Annotated in this window: 12 protein-coding genes; 9 read left to right on the plus strand and 3 right to left on the minus strand. The window is 66.6% G+C overall.

What is annotated here, in order from left to right; genetic code table 11:
- Window positions 1-21: 21 nt before the first annotated feature.
- Window positions 22-1,143: a class II histone deacetylase gene (locus C4K39_RS26380; protein ID WP_164487327.1), complete on the plus strand. Its 1,122-nt coding sequence runs from the start codon at window positions 22-24 to the stop codon at window positions 1,141-1,143.
- A gap of 180 nt (window positions 1,144-1,323) precedes the next feature.
- On the opposite strand, the gene C4K39_RS26385 is transcribed toward C4K39_RS26380, so the two are convergent.
- Window positions 1,324-2,298 carry an AraC family transcriptional regulator gene (locus tag C4K39_RS26385; protein WP_068588212.1) on the minus strand — a complete coding sequence of 325 codons (975 nt, stop codon included), beginning with the start codon at window positions 2,296-2,298 and terminating at the stop codon, window positions 1,324-1,326.
- Between the two features lie 281 nt (window positions 2,299-2,579).
- Between C4K39_RS26385 and C4K39_RS26390 the strand changes: the two genes are divergently transcribed.
- From C4K39_RS26390 to C4K39_RS26410, 5 genes are read left to right on the plus strand one after another with little or no spacing between them, the layout of a single operon-like run.
- The gene (locus C4K39_RS26390) at window positions 2,580-3,113 is read left to right on the plus strand and encodes a 2,4'-dihydroxyacetophenone dioxygenase family protein (protein WP_068588209.1); all 534 of its coding nucleotides are present in this window, start codon (window positions 2,580-2,582) and stop codon (window positions 3,111-3,113) included.
- 32 nt (window positions 3,114-3,145) lie between these two features.
- A complete protein-coding gene (locus C4K39_RS26395) occupies window positions 3,146-4,411 on the plus strand; it encodes an MFS transporter (protein WP_068595965.1) in 1,266 nt (421 codons plus the stop codon).
- Entirely contained in the window at window positions 4,408-5,472 is a 1,065-nt protein-coding gene (locus C4K39_RS26400) for a 2,3-butanediol dehydrogenase (protein ID WP_124347804.1), read from the plus strand. The genes C4K39_RS26395 and C4K39_RS26400 overlap by 4 nt, the downstream gene beginning before the upstream one ends.
- 50 nt (window positions 5,473-5,522) lie before the next feature.
- Entirely contained in the window at window positions 5,523-6,824 is a 1,302-nt protein-coding gene (locus C4K39_RS26405; RefSeq protein ID WP_124347805.1) for a carbohydrate porin, read from the plus strand.
- A 35-nt stretch (window positions 6,825-6,859) separates the two neighbouring features.
- A complete protein-coding gene (locus tag C4K39_RS26410; RefSeq protein WP_124347806.1) occupies window positions 6,860-8,521 on the plus strand; it encodes a GMC family oxidoreductase in 1,662 nt (553 codons plus the stop codon).
- An 8-nt stretch (window positions 8,522-8,529) separates the two neighbouring features.
- On the opposite strand, the gene C4K39_RS26415 is transcribed toward C4K39_RS26410, so the two are convergent.
- Window positions 8,530-9,621 (minus strand): DUF1176 domain-containing protein, encoded by a 1,092-nt coding sequence (locus C4K39_RS26415; RefSeq protein WP_124347807.1) that lies wholly within the window; start codon window positions 9,619-9,621, stop codon window positions 8,530-8,532.
- A 110-nt stretch (window positions 9,622-9,731) separates the two neighbouring features.
- Window positions 9,732-10,652: a 4-hydroxyphenylacetate catabolism regulatory protein HpaA gene (gene hpaA / locus C4K39_RS26420; RefSeq protein ID WP_124347808.1), complete on the minus strand. Its 921-nt coding sequence runs from the start codon at window positions 10,650-10,652 to the stop codon at window positions 9,732-9,734.
- A 205-nt stretch (window positions 10,653-10,857) separates the two neighbouring features.
- Here hpaA and C4K39_RS26425 point away from each other — a divergent pair, with 205 nt between their 5' ends.
- Genes C4K39_RS26425 through hpaE form a run of 3 tightly spaced genes read left to right on the plus strand, consistent with a single transcriptional unit; the run spans window position 10,858 to window position 13,762 of the window.
- Window positions 10,858-11,529: a fumarylacetoacetate hydrolase family protein gene (locus C4K39_RS26425; RefSeq protein WP_124347809.1), complete on the plus strand. Its 672-nt coding sequence runs from the start codon at window positions 10,858-10,860 to the stop codon at window positions 11,527-11,529.
- A complete protein-coding gene (locus tag C4K39_RS26430; RefSeq protein ID WP_124347810.1) occupies window positions 11,526-12,305 on the plus strand; it encodes a fumarylacetoacetate hydrolase family protein in 780 nt (259 codons plus the stop codon). The genes C4K39_RS26425 and C4K39_RS26430 overlap by 4 nt, the downstream gene beginning before the upstream one ends.
- Window positions 12,302-13,762 carry a 5-carboxymethyl-2-hydroxymuconate semialdehyde dehydrogenase gene (gene hpaE, locus C4K39_RS26435; RefSeq protein ID WP_053130717.1) on the plus strand — a complete coding sequence of 487 codons (1,461 nt, stop codon included), beginning with the start codon at window positions 12,302-12,304 and terminating at the stop codon, window positions 13,760-13,762. Before C4K39_RS26430 ends, hpaE begins: the two co-directional genes overlap by 4 nt.
- Window positions 13,763-13,935 lie beyond the last annotated feature (173 nt).

Consider the following 13,935-nt stretch of genomic DNA (forward strand, 5'->3'; position numbering starts at 1 on the left):
TCTTGAACGATGGATGTCACCATGACCTGCAAAACCGCGTTTTTCTTCGATGAGCTGTGCCTGTGGCACAGCGCCAGCCCCCACAGCCTGACCCTGCCGGTAGGCGGTTGGGTGCAGCCACCGGCAGCCGCCGGACATGCCGAGTCGCCGGAAACCAAGCGCCGGCTGAAGAGCCTGATGGATGTCAGCGGGCTGACTCGGCAACTGCAACTGCGCAGCGCCGAACCGGCCAGCGACCAGGACCTGCTGCGGGTCCATGGCGCCGCCTACCTGCAGCGCTTCAAGGCCCTGAGCGATACCGGCGGCGGTGACCTGGGCGACCAGGCGCCAGTAGGGCCCGGCAGCTATGAAATCGCCAAATTGTCTGCCGGGCTGGCCATCGCCGCGGTGGATGCGGTGCTCAGCGGCGAGGCTGACAACGCCTACGCCCTGTCCCGGCCACCGGGGCACCACTGCCTGGCCGACCAGGCCATGGGGTTCTGCTTCCTGGCCAACATCGCCATCGCCATCGAGGCGGCCAAGGCCCGCCACGGCCTGGGCAAAGTAGCGGTGATCGACTGGGACGTGCACCACGGCAACGGCACCCAGGCGATCTTCGAGGAGCGCGCCGACGTACTGACCCTGTCCCTGCACCAGGACGGCTGCTTCCCGGCCGGCTACGGCGGCGAGCAAGACCGTGGGCGCGGCCCGGGCCTGGGCTACAACATCAACGTTCCGCTGCTGCCCGGCGGCGGGCACGACGCCTACCTGCAAGCCATGCAGCGCATCGTGGTGCCGGCGCTGGAGCGCTTCGAGCCGCAACTGATCATCGTCGCCTGCGGCTACGACGCCAACGCTGTGGACCCGCTGGCGCGGATGCTGTTGCACAGCGACTCGTTCCGCGAGATGACCCAGTGCCTGCGCGACACCGCCGCGCGCCTGTGTGGCGGGCGCCTGGTGCTGGTGCATGAAGGCGGCTACTCCGAGGCCTATGTGCCGTTCTGTGGCCTGGCGACCCTGGAGGCACTGTCAGGCATCCGCACTGCGGTCACCGACCCGATGCTGGAGTTCGTGCGCCTGCAGCAGCCCAAGGAACCGGTGCTGGCCCTGCAACGCCAGCTGCTGGAGCGCCAGGCCCAGGCGCTGGAGGCTTTCGCGCCCTGAGCCCTGCGGCGCCCGGTCGCTCAAGGGCACCTCTAAAAACTACCTGCGTTGTCATCGCTGCGTTAAAACCGACTGGTGCGCCAGCCCGGTCAAAATGCTCATTGACCCCTTGTAAACTGCGCTTTTTCACCGGTTTTTGCCTTGCGCTGGCTGCCTCGCCTACGTTTTTTTAAGGCGCCCTCAAGCTGGCGTGGGGCCGTGGCGCCGCGCCTCACTGGGCGTGCGTTGGTAGCGGGCCTTGAAGGCCCGGGCGAAGTGCGCCTGGCTGGCAAAGCCATGGCGATAGGCGATCTCACTGATATCCAGCGCAGCCCCCTGGGGGCTGCACAGCAGTTGGTGAGCCTGTTGCAGGCGCTTCTCCAGGATGAAGCGGCTGGGCACCCACTCCTCCAGGGCGAACAACCGGGCCAGGTGGCGCGGCGACACGCCGACCTGCGCCGCCACCCGCTCGCAACTCAACTCCGGGTCCGCCAGGTGCTCCTGGATGTACTGCTTGGCCGCCAGCAGGTAGGAGGCGCTCAGGGCGTTGATCGGCCGTTGCCCCACTTGCCCGGCGATCAGGCTGGCCAGCAGTTCGAAGGCCTGCTCCTGGTAGTCCTCGGCCGCACCGCACAAGGGCTGCTGGAAAAAAACCCGGGTGCGCTCGGCCAGGGTACGCAACAACAGGCGCTGGCCACCGCCCTGCCCGCCGATCTTCAACGGCTGGTCGAAGCGCCGCAGGCAACGGCGGGCGAACTGCTCCTGGGGAATATCGAAGATGAACTGGCGCATGGCGGCGGAAAAACCGAACAGGTAGGGCTTGTCGGTGCGATACACCACCAGCTCGCCCGGCTGCAGCAACTGGCAGGTGCCACCCTGGTAGAAGAACGAACCGCTGTCGGTGACCAGGGAGACGAAGATCGATTCCTTGGGCGCGCCACGGATCATCGAACGGTCACGCTCCACGACATGTTCATTGCCGACGATCCGCGCCAGGCGCATGGCGCTCAAGTGCAGGTTGTCCTGGCGGGCGGCGAAACCGCTCTCGGCGTAGGAGTTGCATTTGAGCCCCACCAGGGTGCTGGCGTTGTAGTCCTCCCAGAATGCCAGGCGCAGGTCCCGGTCGATGGCCTGGGTGCTGGCGTGGCGGGTTTCGAGCAAGGCGCATGGAGACATTGTTGTTCTTCTCATGGCAGCGGGATGTTTCCCGGACGGCAAGGCTCCGTCCAGGTACCTGAAGCCACGGAACCCGTGGCCTGCGGCCATTCATTAATATCTGAATGATTTGCCCTGTCAACTTCCCCCGCCCACTGGCAGCAGCCAGGGCGCAACCGTCCGAAACCGACAACAAAGCGGTCCGATCCGGACAAACCACCCGCCCCCGGCCGGCCTAGAGTCGTGCCGTCAGCCCCGCTGGCATTGCACCGACGACTCCACGACAACAAGAGAGACCGACCATGCCTGAAGCCGCCACCCGAGAGTTCTGGAAAGACCTGCAGCCCATCGCCAACTGCTTCAAGCCCGACGCCAAGCCCGAGGTCTACCTGCCCGACGCCGCCAGCGACGACCTGAGCCTGTACGTGCCCTTCACCGAGACCGTGTCTTCGCGCCCGCTGTGGATCTCCCCCAGCGAGAACCGCTGGTGCGACATCCTGATGGCCCGCAGCGCCGGGCTGGTCAACCGTCACTACCACCCCCACGAGGTCTTCGCCTACACCCTGTCCGGCAAGTGGGGCTACCTGGAGCACGATTGGACCGCCACCGCCGGCGACTTCGTCTACGAGACCCCAGGCGAAGGCCACACCCTGGTGGCCTACGAACACGAGCAGCCGATGCGGGTGTTCTTCATCGTCAAGGGCCCGCTGATCTGGCTCGACGAACAGGGCGAGCCCGACGGCTACTTCGACGTGCACTCCTACATCGCCCTGTGCCGTGCGCACTACGAAAAGAACGGCCTGGGCGCGGCCCATATCGACACCCTGTTTCGCTGATCACGGCCTCGACCTGCGTGCGGAGAATCACCATGGCTTATAAAAACAACAAGGCCAGCTACGAGAACACCTTGCTGGGGGTGCTGTTCCTGACCTTCGGCTTCGTGTTTTTCGACCGCCTGGCGCTGTCCTTCCTGTTCCCCTTCATGGCCGACGAGTTGCAACTGGGCAACCGCCACCTGGGCTTGCTGTCCTCGGTGCTGGCCCTGGCCTGGGCAGTATCCGGGGCGCTGGTAGGGGCCTGGTCGGACCGCCGGGGCCGGCGCAAGCCGCTCTTGATCGTCGCGGTGTTGCTGTTCTCGCTGTGTTCGGCGCTGTCGGGGCTGGTCACCGGCTTCCTCAGCCTGCTGCTGTTTCGCGCCATCATGGGCCTGGCCGAAGGGCCGATCCTGCCACTGTCGCAATCGCTGATGGTGGAAGCTTCCTCACCCCACCGCCGGGGCCTGAACATGGGCCTGCTGCAAGGCTCGGCCGCCGGTTTGCTGGGGGCGGTGATCGGCCCGCCGGTCCTGGTGGCCCTGGCCGAGGCCTACGGCTGGCGCCATGCGTTCATCATCTCGCTGGTGCCCGGCTTGCTGATCGCCCTGCTGATCTGGCGCTACGTCCAGCCGGATGCGCCCAGCCGCGCAGCGCCCATGCAGGGCCCCAGCGGCAACGGCGTCAGCCGGCTGGCGCTGCTCAAGAGCCGCAACATCCTGCTGTGCACCCTGATCAGCTGCTTCTTCCTGACCTGGTTCATCGTGTTGATCTCCTTCACCCCGACCTTTCTGGTCAAGGTCCGCGACTACAGCCCGGCCAGCATGGGCACGGTGATGAGCTGCCTGGGCGGTGCCTGGGTGCTCTGGGGGTTTGGCGTACCGGCGATTTCCGACCGCATCGGCCGGCGCCCGACCCTGGTGCTGTTCTCGCTGGTGGCGGCCTGCTGTCCCTTGGCCCTGCTCTTTGCGCCCACGCCGTGGCTGCTGGGCGTGCTGATGCTGCTGACCTACACCGGGCTGGGCTGCTTCACCCTGTTCATGGCCACCATTCCGGCGGAGACCGTGCCCCGGGAAGTCATGGCCACGGCCCTGGGGCTGATCATGGGCATCGGTGAGCTGGTGGGCGGTTTCGTCGCCCCGACCCTCGCCGGTTTCGCCGCCGACCGCTTCGGTTTGTCGATCGTCATGTGGATGTCCTGCGCCGGCGCGCTGCTGGCCGCGGCCCTGGCCCTGCTGCTCAAGGAGACCGCGCCGGCGGTGCTGGCCCGGCGCCAGGCCGCGAACCTCCACTCACCGACCCTGCAAGGAGACCGCCCATGAAAGCACTGCGTTGGCATGCTGCCCGCGACCTGCGCCTGAGCCAGGTACAACTGCGCCAGCCCGGCCTTGGCCAGGTGCTGCTGCAAGTCGCCTATTGCGGCATCTGCGGCAGCGACCTGCACGAATACGCCAATGGCCCGCATTCCATCCCCCAGCAGCAGGCGCATCCGCTGTCCGGTTGCCGGGCCCCCTTGACCCTGGGCCACGAGTTCTGCGGCCAGGTGCTGGCCCTGGGCCCCGGAGTCGATCCCGGGCTGCTCGGCCAGCGGGTGGCGGTGGAGCCGGAATACCGTTGCGGCCAATGCCAGTATTGCCAGGCGGGCCAGTACAACCTCTGTGAGTCCATGGGTTTCATCGGCCTGATGGGCGACGGCGGTTTTGCCGAACAGGCGCTGGTGCCGGCCTACATGCTGCACCGGCTGCCCGATAGCGTCAGTTTCCGCCAGGCGGCGTTGCTGGAACCGGCGGCCGTGGCCTGCCATGCCTTGAACCAGAGCAGCCTGCAACCCGGCGCCAGTTGCGCGGTGTTCGGCCTGGGGCCCATCGGCCTGCTACTGGTACTGCTGGCCCGGCTCCGGGGGGTGGAGCGCATCTATGCCGTAGACCTGGACCCCGGGCGCCGGCAATTGGCCCTGGAACTGGGCGCCACCCAGGCCCTGGATGGCGCGGCGCCCGACTTGCGCCAGCGCCTGCGGCAGTTGAGCGATGGCGGGCTGGACAGCGCCTTCGAGGCGGCCGGTAGCCAGCAGACCCTGGACCATGCCCTGCACAGCCTGCGCAAAGGCGGCGAAGCGGTGCTGGTGGGGCTGATGGGCCAGGTGCAATTCGATGCCTTCCACCTGGTCAACAACGAGCTGCGCCTGCTGGGCAGCGTCGGCTACCGCGACGTCTATCCGCAGTTGCTGGAGCTGCTGGCCAGCAAGGACCTGGACCTGTCGCGACTGGTCAGCCGCTGCCTGTCCCTGGAGCAGGCGGTAACGGAGGGTTTCGAGGTCCTGCTGCAGGACAAGCGCCAGATCAAGGTGCTGGTCAACCCCAGCCCGGCCCTGGCCGAAGCCTGATCGAGGCGCTGTTCATCACTCACCACAAGAACAACAAACGAGTACCCGACATGAATGCCACCCATGCACTCGGCCCGCTGCTGGCCGCCCTGCTGTTGCCCCTGCCCGGCCTTGCCGCTACCGCCAGCGAGCCGCGCAGCGGACCGCTGGCCGGCCTGGGCGACTACCTGGCCGGACAGGGCATCACCCCGCATCTCCAGTTCCTCAGCCTGTCGATGAAAAACCTCGACACCGGCCCCCGGCCCCACAGTTTCGGCAACAGCGGCGACCTGTTCGTCGGGGCCGATATCGACCTTGCAACCTTCGCCGGCCTGGACGGGGCGGCCCTGCATGTCGAGCAGACGCTGTTCATCCTCGACCAGGGGACCGGCGTGCCCACCTCGCGCAACTGGCAAGGGGCCGCCGGCAGCTACTTCGGCGGCGCGCCGATCCACAACGACCTGACCAGCAACCAGTTGAGCCTGTTGACCTACCAGCAAACCTGGCTCGACAGCCAGGTCGACCTGAGCCTGGGGCGGACCAACGCCCGGCGCTACTTCTACATCTACAACTGCGAGAGCACGGTGACCTGTAACGACCCGATCATCGAGGCCTCCACCGGTATCCTGCCGCCACCCTACGGGGCCTGGGGCGGCTACCTGAAGTACCAGGTGACGCCGCAGTGGTACCTGCATGGCGGCGCCTTCGAATCCAACCCGGTGGACTACCTCAAGCATCGCCAGGGCCTGGACTTCAGTACTGACGATGCCAGCGGCACCAGCCTGTTGCTGGGCCTCGGCAGCCAGCGGCAGGACGGCTATGGTTTTCACTACGAGCTCAACGGCTACTACAACACCTCCAAGCAGGAAGATCCGCTGACCGGCGCCACCGCCTTCGGCAGCGCTGGTGCCTTCTTCAAGTTCCAGCAGGCCGTGTGGCGCGCCGACGGCGGATCAGGCAGTGCGCCACAGGCCCTGCTGCTGTTCGGCTCACTGTCGGCGGCGGCCGATGCCAAGCAACCTTTCAGCCACTTCGCCGAGGCCGGCCTGACCTATCTCGCGCCCTTCGACCGCCCGCAAGACAAGCTCAACTTCAAGGCCAGCTACCTGCGCCTGAACGATCACCAGCTGCGCTTCCAACAGCAGGCACGGATCGCCAACGACGGCGACCCGCGCCTGGGCCGGCGCAATGTCTATGCCCTGGAAGCCAACGCGAACATCGCCCTGACCCGGCAGCTGACCCTGGAGCCGAGCGTCCAGTATTTGATCAACCCGGACAATTTCTACAACCCCGAAGCCCGTGAGCTGAGCGGCAACGGCTTTGTCGTCGGCCTGCAAGTGAGCCTGGACGTCGGCTCGCTGCTGGGGTTGTGAGATGGATTTCCCCGACTGCCCACGAGGTTACCGCCATGCCTGAAACTCCACCCCACAGCTACGACTACATCGTGGTCGGCGCCGGCTCCGCCGGTTGCGTGCTGGCCAACCGACTGTCCGCCGACCCCAGCCTCAAGGTGTGCCTGATCGAAGCCGGCCCCAGCGACCGCAGCCTGCTGCCGGGCGCCTACATACGCACGCCGGCGGGCATCATCCGCCTGATCGCCAACCCGCGCTGGAACTGGATGCATGCCTTCAGCGCCCAGGCCACCAGCGGCGGGCGCCCGATCCCCTGCCCCCGGGGCCGGGTCTGGGGCGGGTCCAGCGCCATCAACGGCATGATCTACATCCGTGGCCATCGCCACGACTACGACCAGTGGGCCGCCGCCGGCAACCAGGGCTGGAGTCATGACGAGCTGCTGCCCTACTTCAAGCGCTCGGAACACTTCGAGCCAGGGGATGCGCCCTGGCATGGCCGCGGCGGCGAACTCAACGTCGCCGAGCAGCGCAGCCCCAGTCCGGTCAACCAGGTGTTCTTCGAGGCGGCCACGGAGTTGGGCTGGAGCTATAACCCGGACTTCAACGGACCGGAACAGGAGGGTTTCGGTCCTTTTCACGTTACCCAGGTCAACGGCGAACGCTGCAGCTCGGCCCGCGCATTCCTGCACCCGATTCTGCAGCGGCCGAACCTGACCGTGCTCAGTTCCACCCTGACCCACCGTGTAGTGCTGGAGGGTAAACGCGCCACCGGCGTGGAAGTCAGCCAGGATGGCCAGGCACGCCAGCTATTGGCGCGGCGCGAGGTGATTCTCTGCGCCGGCGCGATCAACTCGCCGCAACTGTTGTTGCTCTCGGGGATCGGGCCTGCCGAGGAACTGCAGCGCCATGGCATCGCCCAGCGCCATGCCCTGTCCGGCGTCGGCCACAACCTGCAGGACCACCAGGACATTGTGTTGATGTACCGCTGCCGTCCCGAATTGAGCTACGGCCTGTCGCCCCGGGGCCTGCTACCCCTGGCCCGCTCGCCCTGGCAATACCTGGCCCGGCGCCGGGGGCCGTTGACGTCCAACACGGTGGAGTCCGGGGCCTTCTTGCGCCTGGACCCGGACTCGCCGGTGCCGGAGCTGGGCCTGATCGTCGCCCCGGCATTGAAGAACCAGCCCCAACGCCTGGTGCCGGTAGGCCATGGCATCAGCCTGCACGTGGCGGTAATGCACCCACAGAGCCGTGGCCGGGTGCGCCTCAACTCGGCCGACCCGCAGGCCAAGCCGCTGATCGAGGCCAACTTCCTCAGCCACCCGGAGGACATGCACAAGCTGGTGGAGGGCCTGCGCCTGGTGCGCCGGCTGGCGGCGACCCGGGCCTTCGCCCAACACCTGCAGGACGAGCAGGTGCCCGGGCCGCAGGTGCAGAGCCAGGAACAGATCGAGCAGTGGATCCGCCACAACCTGGGCACGGTGTTCCACCCGGTGGGCAGCTGCAAGATGGGCCATGACGAATGGGCGGTGGTGGACGACCAGTTGCGGGTCCATGGCCTGCAGGGGCTGCGGGTGGCGGACGCCTCGATCATGCCGCAGCTGATCACCGGCAACACCAACGCCGCAGCGATCATGATCGGCGAGAAGGCCGCCGACCTGGTGCTGGCCAGTGCGCGGGCGCAAGCGAGCCTCGTGCCCCAGGGTGAGGCTTGCACCTGATGCCGGGCTCAGGAGCGCTTCGGCGCCTCGGCGCTCCAGAGCACCGGCCATTGGTTGTAACCCAGGCCGCTGCAGTTGGGCATGCGCCGGTAGTCGGTGAGCTGGAAGGCCTGGCCGTCGAAGTGCCAACTGGCCATTTCACCGCAGTCGCCTATGCCGCGCCCCATCAGGTAGCTGCTGAGCAGGCCGGTCTCAGGGTCATAGTTGAGGCCACCGGCATGATCGACACTGCCCGCCGGCAACGCCTGTATCTGCAGGGCTTGCAGCCCGTATGGCGCGCTCCGCGAGCGGCTGCTGATATCGAACAGGCAGGTGTAGGCGCCGCAGTCGGAGAACTCGAATACCAGCGCCTGCTGCTCGGTCAGGGGATAGACCTCGATCCTCGGCGGCATGACGTAGTCATCGTCTTGCACGGCCTTCGGTGCCGGCAATGCCGCCTGCACCGCCGCCAGCAGCCCTGCACGTTCCTGAGCGCCAAGGGGCGTCACCCCCGGATAGGGACGCAATGCCCGGGGCGGCTGGACCCGGGGCACCGAGTTCGCTGGCTGCTCGCCGGGTGCGGCCAGGGCACTGACCGTGTCCTGGCGGTGCTGGACCTGGTCCACCCGGTGCAGCAAGTGCGGCAGAGCCGTCAGGAGCACCTGGGCCGGTTCCTCGCCCGGCAGCCCCAGCACGTGGCCGGCCTGCAGCCGCGCCAGCCACTGACGGGCCAGGGCCTGATCGTCAACCCGGTAGTACTGCTGCTCGCGGGTGCTGTCGGGGGCTTCCGGCTCCAGGACCAGGGCTGCCAGCAAGCCGGGCTCCAGCGGCTGGCCGTCGAGACGCAGCGCCTGCAGATCGAATGGCGCCCCCTGGTGTTCCAGTTGCAGTTGCACCCGCCCCTCGGGGCCGGCCTGGCTGCGGATGATCAGCGTCAGGTGGTTGACCTGCTCGGCAAACTCGATGTTCGGCACATAGAGCAGTTGGCAATCGCGGCGGTTGTCGCACGCGCTGATCCAGCCCTTCTGCTGCTGCCACAACGGCGTCAGCTCGGGCAGCTCCCGGGCCTGGCAGGCCATGGCGCCAAGCATCAGCAGGGACAACGCAACGGGACGCAGCATGACGACGCTCCTTGTCGGAAAAGGCGCGGATTCTGCCACGCTCGCCAGGTTTCGAATACCACTGGCAAGGCCTGCGGGTGGCGCCAGCCCACCCAGCCCGGCGGCTGTACTCAGTGACCCGGCACAGGCGACGTGACCAGCCCCTGGCGCGCCCGATACTCGCCCGGGGCGGCCTTGGCATAACGCTGGAAGAACCGGCTGAAATAGGCCGGGTCCTTGAACCCCAGCTGGTAGCAGATTTCGTTGGCCGAGCTGCCGGTGAACAGCAACAGGCGCTTGGCTTCCTGCATCAGGCGTTCGTACACCAAGTGCTTGGACGGCAAGTCGGCGATGCGCCGGCAGACATCGTTGAGCCGCGCCTCGGTCACCCCGATCTGCCCGGCATAGCGCCCCAGGGGCCAGTGTTCCAGGTAGTGCGCCTCGATCAGTTCGTTGAAGCGATGGAAGATCTGCAGGTCTTCATGGCGCGCCGGGCGGGCTTCCAGGGAGTTGGCCGAGAGCCGCAGCAGGCTGATCAGCAGCAACCGGGTCAAGGCTTGCAGCGCCGGCTCGCGCCCGGCCCCCTGCCCGTCGATCTCCTGCTGCAACTCATGGAACAGGCACTCCAGGCGCCGCACCTCGCCAGCGAACCCGGCACCGAGCCGGCCCAGGGCCACGCACGCCGGCGGCACCTGGGGAGCCGGGGCCAGAGCCGGGTCCGCGCCGATCAACTCCCATACCAGTTGTTGGCGCACCGTGAGCACATGGCCCTCGGCATCGGCCTCGGTAACGAAGGCATGGGCGATGGTCGGCGGCGTGAGGAAGAACATCGGCCCGGACTCCAGGTATTGCCGGTCGTCCAGGTAGACCCGCACCGCGCCACTTTGCACGTAGTGCACCTGGAAGAATCGGTCATGGCGGTGCACCGGCATGTTGCGGCCGAAAAAACCGGCCAGGTTGCTCAGCTTGTCGTAGTGCACCTGGGCATCGGCGTAACGCTGGTCGTAGACCTGGCCGATGTTGATGTTGGGGATCGGTTGGCGTGGGTGCATGGTGCCCCTCTCTTGTTGTTTTCAGCACGCGGGCCTGGGCCATCCTGGGTGATTCGCCGCTTGCCCGCCAGGGTGCGGCACAACAGGCAAGACAGCTGCTTGACGATCGTTAACATATTAAATATAACGTTAACACATTAACGAATTCACCCCGCGACCGGCAAGCGCCGCACGGGCCCCGAGACCCGCAACCAGGAGACGCTCGATGAGCCGAGCCTTGAACGACCACGCTGGCGGCACCCTGTTCGGCGTGGCGCTGAACTACCAGGGGTTGCTGCACGAGCACCTAGAGCGCTTCAGCCAGCCGCCCTACCAGAAGCCACCGGTGAAGCCGGTGCTGTTCATCAAGACCCCTAACACCCGCAACCAGCACGACGGTGCTGTCGAGCATCCGGCCGGCGAACGCCTGCAACCGGGCCCGGCCCTGGCCGTGGTGATCGGCAAGCGCGCCAGCCGGGTCAGCGAGGCCCAGGCTCTGGAGCACGTGGCCGGCTACACCATCGCCAACGAATTCAGCCTGCCGGAGGACAGCTACTACCGCCCGGCGGTCAAGGCCAAGTGCCGCGATGGCTTCTGCGCCCTGGGCCCGGTCCTGGTGCCGGTCGCCGAGGTCGCCGACCCGCAGGCGCTGACCATCAAGCTGCTGGTCAATGGCCAGGTGGTGCAGGAAAACACCACTGCCAACCAGGTCCGCAGCGTGGCCCGGCTGATCGCCGAGCTCAGCGAATTCATGACCCTGGACGTCGGCGATGTGCTGCTCACCGGCACCCCCGAAGGCCGGGTCGATGTGCAGCCCGGTGATCGGGTCGATATCGAGATCAGCGGCCTGGGCCGCCTCACCAACCACGTCGTCGCGCCACAGGAGGCCCGCCCATGAAACACGCCCGCATCCTGTTCGAAGGAAAGGCTCACAAGGTCCAGGTCGACGACCAGCACAACGTGCGCCTGGCCGATGGCCGCGTGCTGGGTGAGCAACAGGTCACCTGGCTGCCGCCCGCCACCGGCAACATGTTCGCCCTGGGCCTGAACTATGCCGACCACGCCCGCGAACTGGCCTTCACCCCGCCCACCGAGCCCCTGGCGTTCATCAAGTCGCCGGGCACCTACACCGGCCACAACCAGCGGACCTGGCGCCCGGATGGGGTGGCCTACATGCACTACGAGTGCGAGCTGGTGGCGGTCATCGGCAAGCCGGCGAAGAACGTCAAGCGCGAGGACGCCCTCGACTACCTGGCCGGCTACACGGTGTGCAACGACTACGCCATCCGCGACTACCTGGAAAACTACTACCGCCCCAACCTGCGGGTGAAGAACCGCGATGCCACCACCCCGGTGGGCCCCTGGATCGTCGACGTCAGCGACGTACCCGATCCCGGCAACCTGAAGCTGCGCACCTGGATCAACGGCGAGCTGAAGCAGGAAGGCAGCACTGCGGACATGATCTTCGACATTCCCTACCTGATCGAATACTTCTCCAGCTTCATGACCCTGCAACCGGGCGACATGATCGCCACCGGCACCCCCGAGGGCCTGGCCGACGTGGTGCCCGGCGATGAAGTGGTGGTGGAAGTGCAAGGCGTGGGGCGCCTGGTCAACCGAATCGTCAGCGAAGCCGAGTTCTTCGCCCATCCAGCACAAGGGGCAACAGCATGATCAAGCATTGGATCGACGGCCGCGAAGTCGCAAGCCGCGACACCTTCGTCAACTACAACCCGGCCACCGGCGAGGCCATCGGCGAAGTCGCCAGCGGTGGCGCCGAAGAAGTGGCCCGTGCAGTGGCCGCGGCCAAGGAGGCATTCCCGAAATGGGCCAATACCCCGGCCAAGGAACGCGCACGCCTGATGCGCCGCCTGGGAGAGCTGATCGACCAGAACGTGCCGCAACTGGCGGAGCTGGAGACCCTGGACACCGGCCTGCCGATCCACCAGACGCGCAACGTGCTGATTCCCCGGGCCTCGCACAACTTCGACTTCTTCGCCGAGGTCTGCACCCGCATGGATGGCCACAGCTACCCGGTGGACGACCAGATGCTCAACTACACCCTGTACCAGCCGGTGGGGGTCTGCGCCCTGGTGTCGCCGTGGAACGTGCCGTTCATGACCGCCACCTGGAAGACCGCGCCCTGCCTGGCCCTGGGCAACACTGCGGTGCTGAAGATGAGCGAACTGTCGCCGCTGACCGCCAATGAACTGGGACGCCTGGCAGTCGAGGCCGGCATCCCCAACGGCGTGCTCAACGTGATCCAGGGCTATGGCGCCACTGCCGGCGATGCCCTGGTGCGCCACCCGGATGTGCGCGCCATTTCCTTCACTGGCGGCACTGCCACCGGCAAGAAGATCATGCAGACCGCGGGCCTGAAGAAGTACTCCATGGAACTGGGGGGCAAATCGCCGGTGCTGATCTTCGAGGATGCCGACCTGGAACGGGCCCTGGACGCCGCGCTGTTCACCATCTTCTCGCTCAATGGCGAGCGCTGCACCGCCGGCAGCCGGATCTTCATCCAGCAAAGCGTGTACCCGCAGTTCGTCAAGGAGTTCGCGGCCCGGGCCAAGCGCCTGATCGTCGGTGACCCGACGGACCCCAAGACCCAGGTCGGCTCGATGATCACCCAACAGCACTACGACAAGGTCACCGGCTACATCCGCATCGGCATCGAGGAAGGCGCGACCCTGCTGGCCGGCGGCCTGGAGCGGCCGGCCGGCCTGCCGGCGCACCTGTCGCGCGGGCAGTTCATCCAGCCCACGGTGTTCGCCGACGTGGACAACAAGATGCGCATCGCCCAGGAAGAGATCTTCGGCCCGGTGGTGTGCCTGATCCCGTTCAAGGACGAAGCCGAGGCCCTGGCCCTGGCCAACGACACCGAGTACGGCCTGGCGTCCTACATCTGGACCCAGGACATCGGCAAGGCCCACCGCCTGGCCCGGGGCATCGAGGCCGGCATGGTGTTCATCAACAGCCAGAACGTGCGCGACCTGCGCCAGCCATTCGGCGGCGTCAAAGGCTCGGGCACCGGGCGCGAAGGGGGTGAATACAGCTTCGAGGTGTTCGCCGAGATCAAGAACGTCTGCCTCTCCATGGGCAGCCACCACATCCCGCGCTGGGGCGTGTAACAGGCCGTTGAAAAACTACCTGCGTTGCCATCGCTGCGTTGAAAACAGGCTCAAAATGCTCATTTACCACTTGTAAACTGCGCTTTTTCGCCTGTTTTCGCCTTGCGCTGGCTGCCTCGCCTACGTTTTTTCAACGGTCTGGTAAGGTTCAGGACCGTCCCGGATCCCCCCAA

The sequence above is a fragment of the Pseudomonas sessilinigenes genome (assembly GCF_003850565.1).
GTDB classification, from domain to species: Bacteria; Pseudomonadota; Gammaproteobacteria; order Pseudomonadales; family Pseudomonadaceae; genus Aquipseudomonas; species Aquipseudomonas sessilinigenes.

Excerpts from the sequence above, each read along its gene's own strand:
- C4K39_RS26380 (WP_164487327.1), top strand. The coding sequence starts at position 22 with ATGACCTGCAAAACCGCGTTTTTCTTCGATGAGCTGTGCCTGTGGCAC.
- C4K39_RS26385 (WP_068588212.1), bottom strand. The coding sequence starts at position 2,298 with ATGTCTCCATGCGCCTTGCTCGAAACCCGCCACGCCAGCACCCAGGCC.
- C4K39_RS26390 (WP_068588209.1), top strand. The coding sequence starts at position 2,580 with ATGCCTGAAGCCGCCACCCGAGAGTTCTGGAAAGACCTGCAGCCCATC.
- C4K39_RS26395 (WP_068595965.1), top strand. The coding sequence starts at position 3,146 with ATGGCTTATAAAAACAACAAGGCCAGCTACGAGAACACCTTGCTGGGG.
- C4K39_RS26400 (WP_124347804.1), top strand. The coding sequence starts at position 4,408 with ATGAAAGCACTGCGTTGGCATGCTGCCCGCGACCTGCGCCTGAGCCAG.
- C4K39_RS26405 (WP_124347805.1), top strand. The coding sequence starts at position 5,523 with ATGAATGCCACCCATGCACTCGGCCCGCTGCTGGCCGCCCTGCTGTTG.
- C4K39_RS26410 (WP_124347806.1), top strand. The coding sequence starts at position 6,860 with ATGCCTGAAACTCCACCCCACAGCTACGACTACATCGTGGTCGGCGCC.
- C4K39_RS26415 (WP_124347807.1), bottom strand. The coding sequence starts at position 9,621 with ATGCTGCGTCCCGTTGCGTTGTCCCTGCTGATGCTTGGCGCCATGGCC.
- hpaA (WP_124347808.1), bottom strand. The coding sequence starts at position 10,652 with ATGCACCCACGCCAACCGATCCCCAACATCAACATCGGCCAGGTCTAC.
- C4K39_RS26425 (WP_124347809.1), top strand. The coding sequence starts at position 10,858 with ATGAGCCGAGCCTTGAACGACCACGCTGGCGGCACCCTGTTCGGCGTG.
- C4K39_RS26430 (WP_124347810.1), top strand. The coding sequence starts at position 11,526 with ATGAAACACGCCCGCATCCTGTTCGAAGGAAAGGCTCACAAGGTCCAG.
- hpaE (WP_053130717.1), top strand. The coding sequence starts at position 12,302 with ATGATCAAGCATTGGATCGACGGCCGCGAAGTCGCAAGCCGCGACACC.